We start from the raw sequence: 18,674 nt of genomic DNA, 5'->3' as shown, positions 1-18,674 counted from the left end.
GATCGTCGTTTCAGTTTTGGTAAATAAGGAAATGTCTGCATCAGGGCTCGGAACAGACCTTCGTAGGTTCTTGGCGGGTGCCTGCTGTGTCCCGTTTAGCAGACGTTCGCGACTGGAAATTCGAAGTTTTGGTTCTGAACGACTGCTTTCACCGGCACCAGACGTTCGCTACACTCAGCATTCATGACCGCCTAGCGGACTTGCCGGACCTTCTGTCAGGTGACGCCAACTGGCGTAAACAACGCGCTACCACATCTTGAGGCAGGGGAACGTGGACGCAAGCGCTGGCTCGTCTAGGTCCCAAAGCTGGGAAACGGCATGCCTGCTAGCGCAGACATACGCTCTAGGCCTCGCCCAGATACAGAGGCAAGACGAGCGGAAGCTGACGTGACGGGAAGGTCTTCAGCCCGCGACGGGTCGAGACGCGCCGGGTTGAGGGCACACTGGTTAGCCCATAAAGCAATGTCCGGCTGGGCGCCATACGAGCGGCTCGCCAAGATGCCGCGCATCTGCATTTCTGCCCAGTTCGTTGGGTTGTCGGGAAGCGTGTTCGGCGGACACAGCCGGTTGCGTTCGCGGTCGTCGTCGCGGGTGGCCTCCACGTAACCGGCCAGTGCTGCGCAAAAGCACGGGAAGCCTGCCCGGATGGTCTGAAGGCGTATCTTGTCAGCCCCCCAGATCGGGACGAGCGGTGGATAGCGATGTCCGGAGGCCGCGCAGTGGACGACGAGCGCACGCGGAGCCAATGGGATAGAGCCCTTCTCGAACACAATCTCGCGTCGGTTGACGCTCCTGATGTGACCGAGCCGGACGACGCGATCGATGGTGCGTAGCAGATCGAGTTCCCACTGTCCGAGGGTCGGCGTCTTCGCCATGGTCGGGACGACGTCGCGATCGATCCGGAGCATCACGCCAGCGGCCTCGAGGCGCAGGAACATTTCGTCGACCGACCCGGCTTCGATCGCGGACGCCATGGTGGCCGCCGCGAGGTTGAGCGCCACGGCCGGGTCCGGCTGGACCACCGCACGATTGAGCATCCACGGGTCGCGGGGACGGGCCCACACAATGCGATCTGGCTGCACGCCGTTTGCCAGCAGCCAGATGATTGCGTCGGTCGCAGTCTTACCCGAACCTACGATGACGAAATCATTCGGCGCCTCAGCCAGCCGCGCGAGTTGATTGACTGGCACGACGCGGACGTCGTCAGCGACACCGAACGGCGGCGGCGTGGTCGCGGGAATGTTTGGCGACAGGTAATTTGCATCGACAACCCGATGCCTGACGTTCACCTGAAAACTCTCGCCCGAAACCACTGATGTAACGTGATGACCTTCTTCTTCGTGGTATTCGTAACCTCCGAGGAAAGTGACGCGGCCGGAGCTGAGGAATCGGCGATGTAGTATATCGTGGTAGTAAGCTTGGATCTCCGGCTGATGGGCGCGTTCGTGCAACCCGGCTTCCGGCCCTTCACGTTGTATGGTGCCGGTCCCCAATTCGGTCGATGCGACTCCGTAAAAGAGCGACGCTTGGTGCAACTGCACGAACGGGTAGGCGTCTTGCCAGTGTCCTCCGGCGACATGGCGTCGGTCAACGACGGTGACGTGAACGTCGGCGTTGTCGATAAGCGCATCGGTGAACGCCATGCCCATCGCCCCAGCCCCGATGACGAGGTAGTCAGTCTCAGTCGATTGTCTCGCCATTGGAGCCCCAATCCTGGTGTCTCCCGATCTTATGGTTTCCTGGACCTGTCTGTCGAGCCGTACCTCGAATAAACGCGCTGCACCTCCGATGAGGACAAGCCACATATTTTTTTCGACGGGCGTTGTCGGTGGGGCCGGCGAATAATCGACCCGGTTGACCAGCGAGATTGTCCGCGAACTGTTCATAGCGGCTGTCTTTACGCTGCGCCTCACTCGAACGGCTGCTCTCCTCGCTGCCAAGCAGCATGAAAAATTGCGCTCCCGCAGAAATTTTTGTGCTACCAACGCGCGGCGAGAAACCGGCATGTCGGCTGTGGGCTCTCACCAGTCATTCGCCGCAGTCAGCACCAGTGACTGATTTGCGGGCCTAACGACCTACCGTCTCAATGTTCTGGTAGGCTAACTTCATTTGAGGGGACTAGAATTTGCAACGATACAAACGCGCCAAGCTTTGAATGTCGAACTCGCTTTGAAAAGCCTCAGGATTCCTATCCAGCATCTCAAGGATGAAATCCCGCTCGGCACGTGAATCCTTCTGCGCATCGTCGGTTGAAGCCGCGCAATTCCTCGATGGCTTCAAGGCTTTCCAGATTTCTTCAATACGTTTCCAGACAATGGGTCGCGTCATAGTAAGGGAAGTCATGGCAAGGTCCTTCTGGCTTTACATTTCGACTCCCACTATATTTGCAGCCCAACACGTCTGGTATCGTGTTAGATATTGCGCTGTTCTACAAAAATGAAGAAAGAGTTTCGAAATTGGTCAGATGCTCGAGTGTTTCTGACGGTTGTCAGAGAAGGCTCGACGTTGTCGGCATCGCGAAAACTGGGCGTTGCCCAGCCCACTGTCGCACGGCGCATCGAAGCGTTGGAAAACGAGATTGGACTCAAGCTGTTTGAGCGCGATACGCGGGGTTTCAAGCCAACGGAAGAAGCGCGCAGTCTTATTCCGCTGGTCGAGGCCATTGAAGAAGCTGCAGAAACCTTTGCCAGCAAAACACGAGATCTAGCTGAACTACGGCCAATCCGCATCACTGCGCCCGGAATTTTCTCGGACCGGGTGATGGACATGTTCAGCGAATTTACAACATTGAATCCTGGCGTTGCATTCGAATTCATTCCCAGCTTGAAAGTCTTGGACCTGTCTGCAGGCGAGGCCGACATTGCATTTCGAATTGGCGGAAGTGAACCGGATAAGACTCTCATCTGCCGGAAAATTAGCACCGCAAAATGGGCTCTGTTTGGAGCGCAAAGCTATGCTGATAAGTTCGGCTTGCCAAAGTCCGTGGACGATTTTCAAGGCCACCGCTTTGTAACTTTCGAGCACTTCGACGTGCCGGATTATGAGCGCAGATGGCTTTTGCGCCACGTGTCACCGGATCAAATCGTTAAGTCTTTTAGTGAACCGGAATTGATGAGAGCATCTATACGGGCAGGTCATGGTTTGGGTCTTGTTAACCTGAGGTTGGCTGAAGCTGACCATACGCTCATCCGCTGTTTTGACAATATTGAAGAGTTGTCGAGTTCAAATATGATGCTGATTGCACCCGCCGCGTACCGACGCCCCGAGGTCAAAGCTTTCACCAAGTTCTTTGCGCCGCGGTACGCTGCAACCTTCAAATAACCGAAGTCGCAGCCGTCTTCCAATCTGATCCAAACGATAATGCAAAATTGTAGCTTTGTTCACTAAAGGCTCAAACCGCCCCTTCCCCACCGATTGCACCAACGCCCACTCTCCCGCCAGACAGCGCTTTTGACCCAACAGGCCACCCCCCTAAACCACAGAGGCCGCCAGCAGTTCCTGCGAATAGGGATGCACGGCCTTCATCTGGCGCAATTGGGCGACATCCATGGTTTCGACGATCTCGCCGTCTTTCATCACCGCCAGCCTGTCGCACATATGCCCGATCACCGGCAGATCATGGGACACCATCAGATAGGTCAGGCCACGATCTGTGCGCAAATCCGCCAGAAGGTTCAGGATTTCCGCCTGCACCGACACATCCAGTGCCGAGGTGGGTTCGTCCAGCAGCACCAGTTCCGGTTCGGGGGCCAGCGCGCGGGCAATGGCCACACGCTGCCGCTGTCCGCCGGACAGCTGGTGGGGATAGCGAAACCGGAATTTCTGCCCCAGTCCGACATCATCCAGCAGTTTGACAACGCGCGTGTCGATATCGGTGAACCCGTGCAGATGCAGGGTTTCACCCAGCACCTGATCCACCGAATGGCGCGGATGCAGCGATGCATAGGGATCCTGAAACACCATCTGCACCGTTTTGAAAAAGGATTTGGGGCGCTTTCCGGACAGTTCCGTACCCTCCACCCGGATGTTGCCCGACCAGTTCGGGGCCAATCCGGCGATCGCGCGCAGGATCGTGGATTTGCCTGACCCGCTTTCCCCGACCAGACCAAAGCTTTCGCCCATGGCCACATCGAATGCTGCGTCACGCACCGCATCCACCCGGTCGCGCCCCGATCCGAACCAGACATTCAACCCGTTGATGTGCAACATTGTCATCGCCTACACCTGCCCGCTGACGCTGTCGGCCAGCGCCCACTCAGGATCGCGTTCCAGCACCTCAAGCCGCTCGCGCGGCGCATTCAGACGCGGCAGCGAATTCAGCAGGCCACGGGTATAGGGGTGCTTTGCCTGATGCAGCTTGTCGGCATCGCACACCTCAACGATGCGACCCGCATACATGATCAGTACCCGATCACAGAAATCCGCCACAAGGTTCAGATCGTGGCTGATAAAGATCAGGCCCATGCCGCGATCCTTGACCAGCTTGTCCATGATATCCAGCACCTGCCGCTGCACCGACACATCCAGCGCCGAGGTCGGTTCATCCGCGATCAGGATTTCAGGGTTCGGGATCAGCATCATCGCAATCATGATACGCTGGCCCATACCGCCAGACATCTCATGCGGATAGGCGCGCATCACGCGTTCTGAATCGCGGATCGAAACCGCTTGCAGCATTTCGAGCGACTTCTTGTAGGCTTCGGATTTGCTGACCGAATTATGCAGGCGGTACGCCTCCATGATCTGGTCGCCGATGGTCATCACCGGATTCAGCGAAAATTTCGGGTCCTGCATGACCATGGAAATGCGGCTGCCGCGCACGGATCGCATTTCTTTTTCGCTCAGCCCCATCAGATCAGTGCCTTCCAGCGCAATATGAGCGGCCTTGACGATACCGGGCGGGCGGATCAGGCGCAGGATGGCGCGCCCGGTCATGGATTTGCCCGAGCCGCTTTCGCCGACAATGCCCAGCCGCTCGCGCCCCAGCGAAAACGACACGCCGCGCACCGCATCGAACACGCCGTTGCGCGTGGGAAACTGTACCCACAGGTCTTTGACATCCAGAATGGTCATTGTTCACCCGCCTTTGGATCCAGCACATCGCGCAGCCCGTCACCCAGCAGGTTAAAGGCCAGCGACACGGTAAAGATCGCCAGTCCGGGCACGGTGGCAACCCACCAGTGATCCAGAATGAACCGGCGCCCTTCCGAGATCATGGCGCCCCATTCCGGCGAGGGCGGCTGTGCGCCCAGCCCCAGAAACCCAAGGCCCGCAGCGGCAAGGATGATCCCCGCCATGTCCAGCGTCACCCGCACGATCAATGATGAAATGCACAGCGGCCAGATATGTTTGGTGATGATGCGCAGCGGTCCCGCCCCCTGCAACTGGATCGCGCTGATGTAATCCGATGACCGGATGGTCAGCGTTTCGGCGCGCGCGATCCGCGCATAGGGCGGCCATGCTGTCAGCGAAATGGCCAGTACCGCATTTTCGATCCCCGCGCCCAATGCCGCCACAAAGGCCAGCGCCAGAACAAGGCGCGGAAAGGCCAGAAAGATATCGGTGATGCGCATCAGAACCATATCTGTCCAGCCGCCGACATAGCCCGATACTGTGCCCACCAGCAGCCCCGCAACCGGCGCGATCAGCGCGACAAGTGCGACGATGTAAAGCGTGATCCGCGCACCATAGATCAGCCGCGACAGGATATCCCGGCCCAGACTGTCAGTGCCGAAAACATGCCCCTCTGTTCCCAAAGGCGCCAGCCGGTTGCCCAGATCCTGTGCAAAGGGATCATGCGGGGCGAGGATCGGCGCGGCAAAGGCAATCAGCACCAGCAGCACCAGAATGATCAGACCGACCATTGCCATCGTATTGCTGCGAAACGACAGCCAGCCCTGATAGAGTGCGGACAGTTTCGCGTGCTGTCTTGATGTGGGCGTATCTGTCAACAGCCACGCGCGCAGGCTTTGCGGTTCGGCCATTATTTCGCCCTCGGATCAAAGAATTTGTAAAGCAGGTCGGAAAAGATGTTCAGCAGGATAAAGATCAGCCCGACCACAACAGTGCCACCCAGAACGGCGTTCATGTCCGCCGACAAAAGAGCCGTGGTGATATAGCTGCCGATGCCCGGCCAGCTGAACACGATCTCGGTCAAAACCGACCCTTCCAGCAGGGTCGCATAGCTTAGCGCAATAACGGTGATCAATTGCACGCGGATGTTGCGGAACGCATGTTTCCAGACCACATTCCATTCCGACATGCCCTTGACCCGCGCAGTGGTCACATATTCCGCGCTGAGTTGTTCAAGCATGAAAGAACGCGTCATACGGCTGATATAGGCCAGCGAATAATAGCCCAGCAGCGATGCGGGCAGAATGATATGGCTGAACGCGTTCTTGAACACGTCCCAGTTGCCGTCCAGCAGGCTGTCAATCAGGATCATACCGGTGACGGATGGCACAACATCCACATAGAAAATGCCTACACGCCCCGGCCCGCCAACCCAGCCCAGAATACCGTAAAAGATCAAAAGCCCCATCAGGCCCAGCCAGAAGATCGGCATCGAATAGCCCACCAGCGCGACAACACGCGCGATCTGGTCAATCCACGATCCCTTCTTGACGGCTGCAACCACGCCCAAAGGCACTCCCAACACGATGCCGAAGATCACGCCCAGCGTGGCCAGTTCCAGCGTGGCGGGAAAGACGCGGGCGATGTCTTCGGACACGGGGCGCGCGTTCAGCAGGGAGATGCCGAAATCGCCGTGCATCACATCCCAGATGTAATAAAGAAACTGCACGATTAACGGCTTATCCAGCCCCAGTTGGGTATAAACCGCATCATAGGTCGATTGCGACGCGCGTTCCCCGACAATGGCCAGCACCGGATCAATCGGCATGACGCGACCGATCACGAAGGTGACGAACAACAGGCCCAGCATCGTGACCGCGATTGATCCCAATGTCAGCGCGGCAGTCTTGATCGCCGGCACAAAAGGCGCGCTTTCGCGCGCCTTTTGCTGGTTTTCAGTCAATGCCATTTACTTGGTAACTTGCCAGTAGGATGCTGATGTAATGGCCTGTCCGGTCGAAAAGTTCGTGACATTGTCGCGCATGGCGGACTGTTCGATTTGCTGGAACATGATCACGAAGGGCGATGTTTCGCGGAATTCGGCCTGAATATCCTTGTACATCTGCACCCGTGCATCGCGATCGTTTTCAACCACGGCAGCGTCCACCTTGGCCGTCAGACCGCCGGTGTCCCATGAATTGCGCCATGCCAGCAAACCTGTGGCCTGTGCTTCCATCGAATTGTCGGGGTTGTAGGCAAATGTGCCCGCATTCGTTTGCGGATCGGGATAATCCGGCCCCCACGCGCCCAGATAGACATCAAGTTCGCGGGAACGATAGCGGCCCAGTATCTGTTTGGCCGTCCCCACCGTGATGTTCATCGTGATGCCGACCTGCGCCAGCGTGTTCTGCAAGGATTGCGCGATTTCGATGCGTTCCTGCGCCTCGCGCACGCCCACTTCGATTTCAAGCCTGTCAACACCTGCTGCCGTCAGCAGTTCCTGTGCCTTGGCCACATCAAGGGTAAACGGATTTTCATCGGTCGAGCCCAGATAGGTCTGCGGCAAGAAGTTCTGGTGGATCGTGTACTGACCCTTCAGAAAACTGTCGCGCATGCCTTCGTAATCAACCAGATACTTGAATGCCTGGCGCACTTCGGGCTTGGACAGAACCGGATGCGCCTGATTAAGCGAGGCATACATCAATCGGCCCTTCAGTTCGTCCACGATCTTCACGCCGTCCGCCTCAGTGGCCCCTGCGATATCTTCGGGGTTGAGGTTACGCGCGATGTCGATGTCGCCGCGTTCCAGCAGCAGGCGCTGACTCGCGCTTTCCAGAACGTGGCGCACGATGACGCGTTCCATGGCCGGTGCGCCACTGTAGAAATCAGGGTTCGAGGACAGTGTGACGCTTTCGTTCGGCTTCCAGCTGTCCAGTTTGTAGGCACCTGACCCGGCCGAATTGGTTTTCAGCCATGTGTTGCCCATATCGCCGTCAACTTCGTTGGCCATGACCAGTTCTTTGTCGACGATCCCGCCGATGGTGGCGGTCAGGCAGTTCAGCACAAACGATGTCGCATACCGTTTGTCGGTTGTGATCATCAGCTTGTTGCCATCCGCCCTGATGGTGTCTTCGATGTTTTCGGGGGTAAAACCGAACTGCGTCAGGATGAACGCCGGTGTCTTGTTCAGCAGCACCGCACGGCGCAGCGAAAATTCGGCATCTTCGGCACGCACCGGATTGCCCGAGTGAAAGCTGACGCCTTCGCGCATGGTAAAGGTGATTGTCATCCCGTCTTCGCTGACTTCCCAGCTTTCGGCCAGATCGGGCTGATAGCCCGCAGCCAGATCAAGCGGATCAAAGTTGACCAGCTTGCCATAGACGTTGCGGCTGACATCAGAACCGGCAAATTCAAAGGATTCCGCCGGGTCCAGTGTGGTGATATCGTCAATCCGGTTGGCAATGACCAGCATGTTGGCAGGCGTTTCCGCATAGGCCGCCATCGACGTCACGCTAAGCGCAAGGCCCAATGCGGCGCTGGATAGCCATTTGTTCATTATCGTCATCTTCTGTCCTCTCCTGTTTTGGTTTCACTTGTATCGAATGCGCGGGGTTATGACCCCCATGTCTTTTCCAGAACGCGCAGCCAGTTTTCATGGCACAGCTTCGCGATCAGTTCATCGCCATACCCATGCTGTGCCATCGCCTGTTTCAGTTTGGGCAAGGTCGCGCAGGTTGTGACATCATCCGGCACCACCGCCCCGTCATAATCCGACCCCAGGCCGACACGATCCTCGCCCAGTTCCGTCATCAGATGATCCAGATGGCGCAACATCTGTTCCAACGGCACATCGGCCAGCATGCGGCCATCCGCGCGCAGAAACGCCACGGCAAAATTCAGCCCTACCATACCATCGCTTTCGCGGATGGCGTGCAACTGCCTGTCGGTCAGGTTGCGGCTGTGCGGGCAGATCGCATGGGCGTTCGAATGGGTCGCCACCAACGGCGCATCCGATTGTCGCGCCACATCCCAGAACCCCGCTTCGTTCAGGTGCGACAGATCCAGCATGATGCGCAATTCGTTGCAGGTTTTGACCAGCCGCTTGCCATGATCGGTTAGCCCGTCACCGATATCCGGCGTGCTGGGATAGCGGAACGGCACACCATATCCGAAAGTCGTATCGCGGCTCCAGACCGGACCGACCGAGCGCAGACCCGCCTGATAGAGCACATGCAAAACGTGCATATCGGGATCGATCGCCTCGGCCCCTTCGATGTGAAAGATTGCCGCCATGATGCCATCGGCCAGACAAGTGCGTAGGTCGGATGCGGTCCGGCAGATTTTCAAAGCACCCTGTCGTTCCATCTCGAACAGGATTGCCGCCTGCTCCATGACGACGGGCAAGGCATCCTGCTGGGGGATCGGGTCCGGCAATGGCAGATCGTAAGCCGGTTTGGTCATCTCGTCGACCTTGACGTCCTGATCCATGTCGGATGGTACGTAGACGGCAAAGAACCCGCCGCCAAAGCCGCCCTTTTGCGCCGAAACCGCATCAATCGCGCCGTCACGCCCGGTCAGAAAACCCGCAACAGCAGACCGTCCGCCCGCGCGAAACAGTTTAAGCAATACATCATTGTGGCCATCAAATACGGCCGGTGATCGAAAATCCCGCACTGTGCAAGCGACTCCCCCGGTGATCGTCCGGACAGGTTATCGCAATAGGTTCGATTGACCAGAGGTTTTTATTTTTGTTGGGAAATTCCTTGCCCGGCCTTTGTAAACAAGGGTATCAATCGCCTTTGCCTGCCCAGATTTTCCGCCGCCGCTCCTTGACCAGCGCGTCGCCTTGCGGCGTGCCATCGTGAAATGTATTGAACCACGCATCCCACGGCGTTTCCCATGTGCCATAGTTGCAATCGAAAAACTTGTGGTGCAGCTGGTGATAAAAATCGCCCAACTGGAAACGGCCAGATTCCCCGATCTTCAGGTTTTCAAATCCGGCATGGGATGTGGGCGCGCCGATGCCATGGTGAAACAGCAGGAAAATCACGTGCACCGGATGCGAGGCGACGATGAAAAAGATCATCGTGTCAAACATCAGGAAAAAGCTTTCAACCGGATGCATCGCCAGACCCGACCACGGGCCGGTATTGACGTTCTTGTGATGCCACGCGTGCACGCGTGTATAGAGCGGGCCGACATGAAGCAGCCGGTGCAGCCAGTAGAAATGAAACCCTGCCCATAACGGGATCAGCACAATCAGGCCCACGAACCAGACCGGATTATCCGTAAATGTGATCAGCGTGGCCCAGCCGTTGGCATAGGCCCAGTACATCAGGCTTTCCCAAAAGGTCCAGAAGGCCAGCGCCGGCCCCAGCGTCCAGAACATGTTATCCCAGACCTGGTTCTTGAAATAGAACACCTTGGCGCCCCTCGCCATCGGGCGCATGTCATAGCGATATTCATCGCCCTGCGCACGAAACCGCAGCAACAGCAGATGCAATCCGCCCGCGACCACCAGCAGGATCACCAGATTGCGCAGCCAGATTTCGAACACCCAGTCAAACTGCCATGTCTGCGCGCGTTCAAGTTCCGGAGTGAAATACAGCCAGGTGATAACCGCGCAGACCAGAAACAGACAGCGCTGCGCCACCGGATTCCAACTGCGCGCCAGATATTTGAGCGAGGCAAGAGGTGCCAAAGGCCAGTCCCAGTAGGGCGCAAGCCTGAGCGGCAGGGCCGGTGTGTAATTCCATATCTTTCGCACGGCGCGGGGCGCGCCGGTCTGGGGCGTTTCATCGGTCATGATCGGATCTCGGGGTTGGCGCTAGGCGCGCTGTGATGCAATCTCGGGGTTTTGAAGTGCGACGCGCACCCCGGCCTGAATAACGCCCGGGTCATAGGCCTTGCGGGCGAAAACCTGATGCACCATCGGCGCGAAAAACGACAGTGGCAGCGTATCATAATCCGGGTCAAAACTGGTTTGATCCCAACGCTCGCAAAACGTGGCGCAATCGTCAAAATAGGCATGGCCCTTGTAGGCGTCACGTTTGTTCGGATCAGCCCCGACATGGGTCGCGTAATAAAGCATCTGGAAATCACCATGTTTTTCCACCACCCATGCGCATTGTTCACGCACGAAGGGCCGCAGGATCGCAGCCGCATATTCATCATGGTTGTACGGTGCATAGATGTCGCCGATATCGTGCAGCAATGCCGAAACCAGCCAGTCGGTATCGGCGCCGTCGCGCCATGCGCGGGTCGCGGATTGTAATGAATGGCCCAGCCGCGTGATCTGATAGCCCGAAAGCGATGTATCAAGGCTTTCCAATGCGTCCAACAGGCGGGTGGCCGTATGGCTTGCATATTCGGTTTCATGCGCGTTCAGCAGATCGTAATCCGCCTTGTCGCCTTCTTTCATCTGGGTGAATTTTACAGTTTGCACGCGGGCGCCCTTTTTCGCTGAACGATTGCTTGCCGACACAATAGGCCTTTCCATTCGCGTCTGATAGGCCCAAAAACAGGCAAGGCATCATGCCTTTTTGTTATGGAGCCGCAGATATGGCCAGCCGTCGTCGCCTGCCTTCCCTGAATGCCCTGATCGCGTTTGACGCGGTCGCCCGCAATGGCAGCTTTACCCGCGCCGGGCAGGAACTGACTGTGGCGCAACCCGCCGTTACGCGCCACATCGCCAATCTGGAAGGTTGGCTGGGCGTCGCGCTGTTTCACCGCCACGGCAATGCGGTTTCGCTGACCAAGGACGGACAGGAGGCCGCCGATCTGGCGATTTCGGTCCTTGACCGGCTTGAGATCGGGCTGGGCGCAATTCGCGCCGCGCCACGATCCGAAGTGGTGATCGGCGCGTCCTTTGGCATGGCGCATCTGTGGGTGATCCCGCGGATTTCCGGGTTGCGCATGGCGGCGGGCGGCGCGGTCATCAATTTTGTGACATCCGAAAACTATGATGCCTTTGATCGGCAGGGGGTTGATCTGTCGATCCGCTTTGGCACCGGGCAATGGGCCGGTGTGCATTCCGACCTGCTGTTCGAAGAGGAAACCCATGTGATCGCGTCACCGGATTTTCTGGCCGCGCATCCCGAGATTGACGCCGATAACCTGCCATTCACTCTGCGCGGGGAATGGTTGCTGGAACACGGCGATCAATACAATGTGGGATGGATGACATGGAAATCCTGGTTCCGCCATCACGGCCCCCCCTGCCCGCAATCCCCAAGCCCGAAGTGCGCAATTTTCCCACCCTTCTGGATATGGTGCGCGCGGGCGAAGGTGTGGCCATCGGTGTTGCGGGGCTGGATGATGCATGGGTTGAAAAAGGCGAGATTATCCGCCTTGGGCCGGCTCTCAAACGGACGGGGCTTGGTTATTATCTGACCCATCGCGATAATTGCGCGCCCGCCACGCTGGAGGTCCGCAATTTTCTGCTGGGGCACCGTGAATAGGGTTGGGGCATCGGGTTACCATACAAAGCCCGGTTTTCTGCCGTGATCATCAAGGGTTAAACCCATCGCTATTGTTGCCCTACAGCCTCGCACACTTCGCGCAGGGCCAGAATGACAGATAGCATGTAATCCTCGTCATAGCCGGCATCGTTTTCCAGAACGCTTAGATACGCGCAGGCCGTGCGCGACACCGTATCAACCATCAGAAACTGGCCGCCATATCCTGCGTGGCCCAGAAACCGCCCGTCTGTCATCAGATGATTGGAATAGCGCAACCAGTCGCGCGGCGGGTTCAGCGCCGGTGCCGCGCGTTGCAGCGACGTGCGCAGGAACGCGTCATTGGCAAAGGTGCGGCCGCGGATGTCGCGCCCGCCGCGGGCAAACAATAGCCCAAAGCGCGCCAGATCGCGCGCAGAGACACAACCGCCGCCGGAAAATGCCGGAAAACCGTCCCGCGACAGGCTGATGTGAAACGTATCCTCGTACCCGGCGGCATCTGCGATGGCTTCGATCTGCGCGGCAAGAGGCACTGGTGACACGGCGGCGCAGATCAGGGTCAGGACATCGGTATTGGCCGATTTGTAATCCGCATGGCCCGTGCGGTTTTTCAGATCGGATCCCGTTATGGCATGGGTGAAATCGCGCAGCGTGATCTCAGGCGTGCCGGATTCGGGCAGACGCCAGCCAAGCGCCGCCTCTTCGGCATAACAATCGGATTGCGGATCGTCGTAATCTTCGGAAAAATCATTCGCGACGTTCATATCCAGAAGATCCTGAACCCGCGCCATTGCATAGCCTGATCCGATATCGGGCAAATAGTGTCGCACCGGTTTGTAAAGATCCAGCAGCCCCTTTTCCAACAACCGCCCCACGATCAGATGAATGTGCATCTTGGTGACGGACTGGATGGAATGGGGGTGGCGTGTATCGAAATCGGGCGCGGAGTGGTCCAGCAGAATTTTGTTGTCCCGTGCGCATACAAAGGCGGAAAACGCCACATGGTCCATCAACTTGTCCAGCGCCGGCGTGCTGATACCCCGCGGCGGCACCGGATCAAGTGCCAGCACATTGCGCGCGCGTACCATCAACGCGCGGCGAAACAGGCTGTGGGCATTGTGAAAACCGTGGCGACGATGCGCGGGTTGGTTCCATCTTTGCTTGTTGTCTGCCCCAACACTCAGATCCGGGTTGGGGTGTGTTCGCAAACGGTTCATGTCCGGTCCTCGAGGTGTAGCAGAACATCAACGGCCATGATGCTGTCGGGATAGACAAACATCGGATTGATTTCGACTTCGGCTATGGGATCATCACCAGCCAGAACATAGCTGCAAAGCTGGTGCAGGGCGTCAGCGATTGCCGCCAGTTCGGCCCTTGGCCGGCCACGAAACCCACCCAGCAAATGGCCCACTTTCAACCTGGCCAGCGCGGTCTGAATGTCGGCGGGCGAACTTGGCAACAACAGCGTTCCGGCATCGCCCACCAGTTCGACCAGTATACCGCCGCTGCCCAGTGTCAGCGCCCAGCCGAACTGCGCATCGCGGCGCAGGGACACGATCAATTCGGCCAGCGGCGGCGGTGACATCTGTTCCACCAGAAAACTGTCGTTCACGGCATCCGCATCAAATGCGGCCACGTCCTGCTTCATCCGGCAGATGGCAGCGGACAATTCGTCAGACGATGACAGCCCCAGCGCAACCGCGCCCGCCTCGGTTTTGTGGGCAAGTTTCGGACCCATCATCTTTAGCGCAACCGGATAGCCGAGTTCAGCAGCGGCGGCCAAAAGCCCCGATGCCGGCACACATTTTCCGCGCGGCACCGGCACGCGCGCCTTTTGCAGCCATGCCTTGCCTTCTGCCTCGTTCACCATTTTCACCAGGCCCGTTAACTGTGGCGGCGCCAATGGCTGAGGCGGGTGTGTCAGGATGCGCGCACGTGCCTGCGCCCAGCCCGCCGCATCCAACATTGCATTCAGCGTTTCGTGCAGGCCCTGCATCGGGGCAACGCCCTGTGCGATCAGGGCATCGCGCGTGTCCTGATCCAGATTTTCCGGCAGGGTCGCGCAGATCGCGGCGGGCACACCGCTTTCCGCTGCCGCACGCGCAAAGGCTGCGGCATCATTCTGGTAGTAGATCTTGGACGCATCCAGACCGGCAGCGGGATAATCCTGCACCAGAACGGCCGCATCGGCCACCAGCCCCTGCATCGCGGCCGCAAACACCGGATAGGTATGTTCGGGCTGGCCCCAGATCGGTGTTGTGTAATCCAGCGGGTTGGACACGGTGGCTATATCAGGCAACAGCGCCCCCAGACGCTGCGCGCTATCGCCGTTAAAGTCGGGATAGGTCAGGCCGATCGTTTCGCCGTGATCCGCCAGCATCGTGGCGCCGCCACCCGAACAGGTAAAGCCTGCAATGTTGCGTCCCTTCGGCGCGCCGACGACACAAAGATACTTCAATGTTTCCAGCATTTGCGCAGGGTTCGTGACGGAAATCAAGCCGGTGCGTTCAAACATCGCCTGATAAAGATCGTTGGCGCCCGACAGCGATCCGGTGTGGCTGACCGTCAGCGCTCCGCCAATTGCGGAACTGCCGGTTTTCAGCGCCACGACCGGTGTGTTGTGTTCCAATGCCTTGAGTGCGGCGCGTTCAAAACGGGCCACATCGCGCAAGCCTTCGATGTGCAGACCAATGGCGCGTACGCGGGGATCTTCGCACAGGACATCCAGAAAATCCTCTTGGCCCAGAACGGTCTGGTTGCCCGCAGAAATCATATAGGCCATCGGCAACGATCGCTGGCTCATTGTGATGTCAGAGGAAAACATACCCGACTGGGTGATGATGGCCGCGCCGTATCCCGGCGACGCGCCGCCATGTTCGAAAGACCATAGCGCCGCATTGCCCAGATAATTGATTACGCCGTAACAGTTCGGGCCGATCAGGGCCATGTCGCCATTTGCACGTTTCAGCGCAGCTTCGGCCTTGGCCCCGGAGTGCCCCGCCTCCTTGAAACCGGCGGTATAGCATACGACACCCCCTGCCCCCATCGCGGCCAGTTGCGCCACCGCCAGAACCGCCGCCTGAGCGGGGATGGCCAGATAGACGGCATCCGGTGCATCGGGCAGATCATCAAGGCTGGCAAAACAGGGCACATCGGCCAGATCGGGCCGCGTCGGGTTCACGGCCCACATCTGGCCTGCAAATCCACGGCGGCGTGCCTCGTTGATGGCCGTGATCGCATCACGCCCGCCGACAAAGGCAATGTGGCGCGGGTTCAGTAACCTGTCAAAGTTCCGGCGCTGCGCGGGCGTCATGCACCAAGCGGCCTTAGTATCGAACGGGTGATGATATGGCGCTGGATTTCACTGGTGCCGTCCCAGATCCGTTCCAGCCGCGAATCCCGCCACAAACGCTGGATCGGCAATTCTTCCATCAGGCCCATGCCACCGTAAATCTGCACCGTGTCATCGGCAACCTTGTTCAGCATTTCCGAACAGTAAACCTTGACCATGGCCGCATCGGCATCTTCCATCATTCCGGCATCCGCACGGCGCACCGCGTCCGCCACCAAAAGATCCGCGGTGCGCAATCCGATGGCCATATCGGCAAGGCGAAAACCAGTGGCCTGAAACGTGCCGATGGGTTTGCCGAACTGTTTGCGGTTGGCCGCCCAGTCGGTGGCCATTTCCATCAGGCGTTCGGCCTTGCCACAACAGGTCGCCCCGACCCAGATGCGGCCCATACCCAGCCATTTGCCTGACAACTCCAGCCCGCGGCCTTCTTCGCCCAGAACCTGCCCCGGTCCAAGGCGCACATTGTCAAAGCTGAGCTGGAAGGTCTTGTAGCCACGATAGCTGACGCATTTGTTGCCTTCGCGGCAATCAAACCCCGGCGTGCCGACATCGACCAGAAATGCCGTAACCCGTTTGCGCGGGCCGCGTTTTGTTTCATCGACACCCGTTGCGGCGAACACGATGGCGAAATCGGGCATGCACGGGCCGGAAATAAAATGCTTTGATCCGTTCAGTATCCAATCGTCACCATCGCGGCGCGCATTGGTTTTCATGCCCATCACATCCGATCCGGCCTCGGGTTCTGTCAGTGCAAACAATTCGCGTTTCTCGCCCGTTACACACGGATCCAGATAGCGCGCGATCTGATCCCCCTGACACGCTAAAAGCAGTTCGGTCGGGCGGCCGATCCAGCTGTGCAGGGCATGTGTCGTCTTGCCGTATTCGCGTTCGACCAGTGCCATCGCGGAATAGTTCAACCCGCCCCCACCGACTGACTCCGGCAGGTTGGATGCATAAAGCCCGACCTCTTTGGCGCGGGTTTCGATCTGGCGGCCCAGGTCTTCGGGCACTTCGCCCGCGCGATCGACCATGTCTTCGTGCGGATATATCTCGGTTTCCAGAAAACTGCGCACCGTGTTGAGCAAAAGTTCGTTTTCGTGCGAGGTGATGCTGTTCATGTCTCGCTCCTCTTCAGGGGTTGGATTGCGCGGCTTTGCGCCGCGACATGATGGCCGATGCGGTAAAGGCAATCAGCGTTATGGCAATCAGGACGACGGCGGCCGCGGCCACTGTCGGGTCGGTGTTTTCGCGGATGCCGTTCCACATCCGGCGTGGCAGCGTGTAGACGTTGAATTTGGAAATGAACAACGTCACCACGATTTCATCCCAACTGAGGATAAAGGCGAACAAGGCGCCTGCATACACGCCGGGGCGCACTGAGGGCAGGATCACGCGGCGCATGGTTGTCCAATTCGACGCGCCCAGATTTTTGGACGCCTGTTCCAGTTTCGGATCGAAGTTCGCAAGCGACGCGCTGACCGTGATCAGCACCATCGGCGCGGCCAGAATGGTATGGGCGATGATCAGGCCGGCGTAGCTGTCCAGCAGGCCCATCGGTATCCACAGCCGGTAAAACGCCATGGCGGAAATGATTTGCGGAATGATCAGCGGCAGCAACAGAAAGGCGCGCACGACCTCGCTGTATTTCGATGACACGCGCCACAATCCGATGGCGCACAGCGTGCCCAGAACCGTGGCCAGAAAAGACGTCGCCAACCCGATCACCGCACTTTGAAAAAAGCTCGACATCCATTCGGGGCTGGTGAACAGTTTTTCAAAATGGCGCAGCGACAGTTCGCCGCCCGGCATTGACAGGAACCGTTTTGGTGTCAGTGACACCGGGATCGCGATCAAGGCGGGCGTGACCAGAAACAGCAGCAAAACCCATGCGCCAACCCTGTTGAACCGTGACAAAATTCCCGTTTTCATGACGCGCTGCCCCCGAACACGGTGCTGAGCTTCATGAATTTGGACATGATGTAGAGCATCGACAGCACGCCGAACAGCATCAGCGCTGCCAGCATCGCTGCCGTGCCCCATTGCAGCGTCACCAGAAGCTGGACCGAGATGTATTCGGCGATCATCAGCACCTTGCCGCCGCCCAGAACCGCAGGTGTCACGTAAAACCCAAGGCTCAGGATAAAGACCAGCAGCGTAGAGGCGACAAGACCCGGTGTGGTCAGCGGCAGATAGACCCGCCAGAAGGTTTGCGCACCCGTCGCCCCCAGATTGCGCGAGGCATCCATGACCCGCGTATCCAGCGATTGCATGTTCACCAGCAACGGCAGCACCGCATAGGGCACCATGTAATGCACCATCCCGATCAGCACGCCCAGCTCGTTGCGCATGAAGGCGATCGGTTCGGAAATGATCCCGATGCCTTCCAGCGTGTTGTTGACCAGCCCGTTGCGCCCCAGCAGCATCAGCCAGGAAAAGGTGCGCACAAGGATCGAAATCCAGAAGGACACCAACAGCAGGGTCAGCATGTAATTCTTTTGCTTCTGGTGGCAGTGCACCATGGCGTAGGCAATGGAATACCCCAGAAGGACGGAAAATACCGTTGTGACAATGCAAATCCGCAAGGTGGTCCAGATGATGCGCGGCAAGGCATCGCTTTCGTACAGCTTGGCATAATTGCCCAGACCCGGTTCGGGGTCTGTCACGCTAAGCCACAGGATATTCGCGATCGGGCCAAGATAAAGTGCCACAACAAGCAACAGGAACGGCGCGACCAGCAGCCATCCCGGACTTATGTGTTTTTGCAGCGCGTTCATCTTGGTTCGGCCCGATCA

Annotated in this window: 17 protein-coding genes; 2 read left to right on the top strand and 15 right to left on the bottom strand. The window is 58.3% G+C overall.

The window, feature by feature from the left end; translation table 11 throughout:
* Positions 1 to 293 precede the first annotated feature (293 nt).
* Both C1J05_RS07095 and C1J05_RS07090 read right to left on the bottom strand, forming a co-directional pair.
* On the bottom strand, positions 294 to 1,643 hold the full coding sequence (locus C1J05_RS07095; RefSeq protein WP_205389163.1) for a hypothetical protein: 1,350 nt from the start codon (positions 1,641 to 1,643) through the stop codon (positions 294 to 296).
* Positions 1,644 to 2,118: 475 nt separating this feature from the next.
* Positions 2,119 to 2,343: a hypothetical protein gene (locus C1J05_RS07090; protein WP_114869634.1), complete on the bottom strand. Its 225-nt coding sequence runs from the start codon at positions 2,341 to 2,343 to the stop codon at positions 2,119 to 2,121.
* A gap of 129 nt (positions 2,344 to 2,472) precedes the next feature.
* On the opposite strand from C1J05_RS07090, the gene C1J05_RS07085 reads away from it, so the two are divergent.
* Entirely contained in the window at positions 2,473 to 3,321 is an 849-nt protein-coding gene (locus C1J05_RS07085; protein WP_205389161.1) for a LysR family transcriptional regulator, read from the top strand.
* A 150-nt stretch (positions 3,322 to 3,471) separates the two neighbouring features.
* Here the strand turns inward: C1J05_RS07085 and C1J05_RS07080 are convergent, their stop codons facing one another.
* The 8 genes from C1J05_RS07080 to C1J05_RS07045 all read right to left on the bottom strand — a co-directional run bounded on the left by C1J05_RS07080 (position 3,472) and on the right by C1J05_RS07045 (position 11,494).
* Positions 3,472 to 4,215 carry an ABC transporter ATP-binding protein gene (locus C1J05_RS07080; RefSeq protein WP_114869632.1) on the bottom strand — a complete coding sequence of 248 codons (744 nt, stop codon included), beginning with the start codon at positions 4,213 to 4,215 and terminating at the stop codon, positions 3,472 to 3,474.
* A 3-nt stretch (positions 4,216 to 4,218) separates the two neighbouring features.
* The gene (locus C1J05_RS07075) at positions 4,219 to 5,073 is read right to left on the bottom strand and encodes an ABC transporter ATP-binding protein (protein WP_114869631.1); all 855 of its coding nucleotides are present in this window, start codon (positions 5,071 to 5,073) and stop codon (positions 4,219 to 4,221) included.
* Positions 5,070 to 5,984 (bottom strand): ABC transporter permease, encoded by a 915-nt coding sequence (locus C1J05_RS07070; RefSeq protein WP_114869630.1) that lies wholly within the window; start codon positions 5,982 to 5,984, stop codon positions 5,070 to 5,072. The genes C1J05_RS07075 and C1J05_RS07070 overlap by 4 nt, the downstream gene beginning before the upstream one ends.
* Positions 5,984 to 7,042 (bottom strand): ABC transporter permease, encoded by a 1,059-nt coding sequence (locus C1J05_RS07065; RefSeq protein WP_114869629.1) that lies wholly within the window; start codon positions 7,040 to 7,042, stop codon positions 5,984 to 5,986. The genes C1J05_RS07070 and C1J05_RS07065 overlap by 1 nt, the downstream gene beginning before the upstream one ends.
* Positions 7,043 to 8,638, bottom strand: a complete 1,596-nt coding sequence (locus C1J05_RS07060; RefSeq protein WP_114869628.1) for an ABC transporter substrate-binding protein — start codon at positions 8,636 to 8,638, stop codon at positions 7,043 to 7,045.
* 47 nt (positions 8,639 to 8,685) lie between these two features.
* Positions 8,686 to 9,699, bottom strand: a complete 1,014-nt coding sequence (locus tag C1J05_RS07055) for a dipeptidase (protein ID WP_254684730.1) — start codon at positions 9,697 to 9,699, stop codon at positions 8,686 to 8,688.
* A 163-nt stretch (positions 9,700 to 9,862) separates the two neighbouring features.
* Positions 9,863 to 10,879 carry a sterol desaturase family protein gene (locus C1J05_RS07050; protein ID WP_114869626.1) on the bottom strand — a complete coding sequence of 339 codons (1,017 nt, stop codon included), beginning with the start codon at positions 10,877 to 10,879 and terminating at the stop codon, positions 9,863 to 9,865.
* A gap of 21 nt (positions 10,880 to 10,900) precedes the next feature.
* Positions 10,901 to 11,494: an HD domain-containing protein gene (locus tag C1J05_RS07045; protein WP_254684785.1), complete on the bottom strand. Its 594-nt coding sequence runs from the start codon at positions 11,492 to 11,494 to the stop codon at positions 10,901 to 10,903.
* Positions 11,495 to 11,634: 140 nt separating this feature from the next.
* Here C1J05_RS07045 and C1J05_RS07040 point away from each other — a divergent pair, with 140 nt between their 5' ends.
* On the top strand, positions 11,635 to 12,465 hold the full coding sequence (locus tag C1J05_RS07040; RefSeq protein WP_162797951.1) for a LysR family transcriptional regulator: 831 nt from the start codon (positions 11,635 to 11,637) through the stop codon (positions 12,463 to 12,465).
* A 136-nt stretch (positions 12,466 to 12,601) separates the two neighbouring features.
* Here C1J05_RS07040 and C1J05_RS07035 read toward each other — a convergent pair whose 3' ends face one another.
* The 5 genes from C1J05_RS07035 to C1J05_RS07015 are packed head-to-tail and all read right to left on the bottom strand — an operon-like array spanning position 12,602 to position 18,656.
* Positions 12,602 to 13,747: a serine hydrolase domain-containing protein gene (locus tag C1J05_RS07035; RefSeq protein ID WP_114869624.1), complete on the bottom strand. Its 1,146-nt coding sequence runs from the start codon at positions 13,745 to 13,747 to the stop codon at positions 12,602 to 12,604.
* Positions 13,744 to 15,843, bottom strand: coding sequence for an acetate--CoA ligase family protein (locus C1J05_RS07030; protein ID WP_114869623.1), 2,100 nt, complete (start codon positions 15,841 to 15,843; stop codon positions 13,744 to 13,746). The genes C1J05_RS07035 and C1J05_RS07030 overlap by 4 nt, the downstream gene beginning before the upstream one ends.
* Positions 15,840 to 17,000: an acyl-CoA dehydrogenase family protein gene (locus tag C1J05_RS07025; protein ID WP_114869622.1), complete on the bottom strand. Its 1,161-nt coding sequence runs from the start codon at positions 16,998 to 17,000 to the stop codon at positions 15,840 to 15,842. Before C1J05_RS07025 ends, C1J05_RS07030 begins: the two co-directional genes overlap by 4 nt.
* 13 nt (positions 17,001 to 17,013) lie before the next feature.
* On the bottom strand, positions 17,014 to 17,811 hold the full coding sequence (locus C1J05_RS07020) for an ABC transporter permease (RefSeq protein WP_114869621.1): 798 nt from the start codon (positions 17,809 to 17,811) through the stop codon (positions 17,014 to 17,016).
* On the bottom strand, positions 17,808 to 18,656 hold the full coding sequence (locus C1J05_RS07015) for an ABC transporter permease (protein WP_114869620.1): 849 nt from the start codon (positions 18,654 to 18,656) through the stop codon (positions 17,808 to 17,810). Before C1J05_RS07015 ends, C1J05_RS07020 begins: the two co-directional genes overlap by 4 nt.
* Positions 18,657 to 18,674: the final 18 nt, after the last annotated feature.

The organism is Sulfitobacter sp. JL08, from assembly GCF_003352045.1.
In the GTDB taxonomy this organism is placed as follows: domain Bacteria; phylum Pseudomonadota; class Alphaproteobacteria; order Rhodobacterales; family Rhodobacteraceae; genus JL08.
The sequence above is the reverse complement of the archived record's forward strand: the minus strand, read 5'-3'. Positions and strand labels throughout refer to the sequence as shown.

What these genes read in the sequence shown, in the direction of transcription:
- C1J05_RS07095 (WP_205389163.1), bottom strand. Translation starts at nt 1,643, where the DNA reads ATGGCGTTCACCGATGCGCTTATCGACAACGCCGACGTTCACGTCACC.
- C1J05_RS07090 (WP_114869634.1), bottom strand. Translation starts at nt 2,343, where the DNA reads ATGACTTCCCTTACTATGACGCGACCCATTGTCTGGAAACGTATTGAA.
- C1J05_RS07080 (WP_114869632.1), bottom strand. Translation starts at nt 4,215, where the DNA reads ATGACAATGTTGCACATCAACGGGTTGAATGTCTGGTTCGGATCGGGG.
- C1J05_RS07075 (WP_114869631.1), bottom strand. Translation starts at nt 5,073, where the DNA reads ATGACCATTCTGGATGTCAAAGACCTGTGGGTACAGTTTCCCACGCGC.
- C1J05_RS07070 (WP_114869630.1), bottom strand. Translation starts at nt 5,984, where the DNA reads ATGGCCGAACCGCAAAGCCTGCGCGCGTGGCTGTTGACAGATACGCCC.
- C1J05_RS07065 (WP_114869629.1), bottom strand. Translation starts at nt 7,042, where the DNA reads ATGGCATTGACTGAAAACCAGCAAAAGGCGCGCGAAAGCGCGCCTTTT.
- C1J05_RS07060 (WP_114869628.1), bottom strand. Translation starts at nt 8,638, where the DNA reads ATGACGATAATGAACAAATGGCTATCCAGCGCCGCATTGGGCCTTGCG.
- C1J05_RS07050 (WP_114869626.1), bottom strand. Translation starts at nt 10,879, where the DNA reads ATGACCGATGAAACGCCCCAGACCGGCGCGCCCCGCGCCGTGCGAAAG.
- C1J05_RS07045 (WP_254684785.1), bottom strand. Translation starts at nt 11,494, where the DNA reads ATGAAAGAAGGCGACAAGGCGGATTACGATCTGCTGAACGCGCATGAA.
- C1J05_RS07040 (WP_162797951.1), top strand. Translation starts at nt 11,635, where the DNA reads ATGGCCAGCCGTCGTCGCCTGCCTTCCCTGAATGCCCTGATCGCGTTT.
- C1J05_RS07035 (WP_114869624.1), bottom strand. Translation starts at nt 13,747, where the DNA reads ATGAACCGTTTGCGAACACACCCCAACCCGGATCTGAGTGTTGGGGCA.
- C1J05_RS07030 (WP_114869623.1), bottom strand. Translation starts at nt 15,843, where the DNA reads ATGACGCCCGCGCAGCGCCGGAACTTTGACAGGTTACTGAACCCGCGC.
- C1J05_RS07025 (WP_114869622.1), bottom strand. Translation starts at nt 17,000, where the DNA reads ATGAACAGCATCACCTCGCACGAAAACGAACTTTTGCTCAACACGGTG.
- C1J05_RS07020 (WP_114869621.1), bottom strand. Translation starts at nt 17,811, where the DNA reads ATGAAAACGGGAATTTTGTCACGGTTCAACAGGGTTGGCGCATGGGTT.
- C1J05_RS07015 (WP_114869620.1), bottom strand. Translation starts at nt 18,656, where the DNA reads ATGAACGCGCTGCAAAAACACATAAGTCCGGGATGGCTGCTGGTCGCG.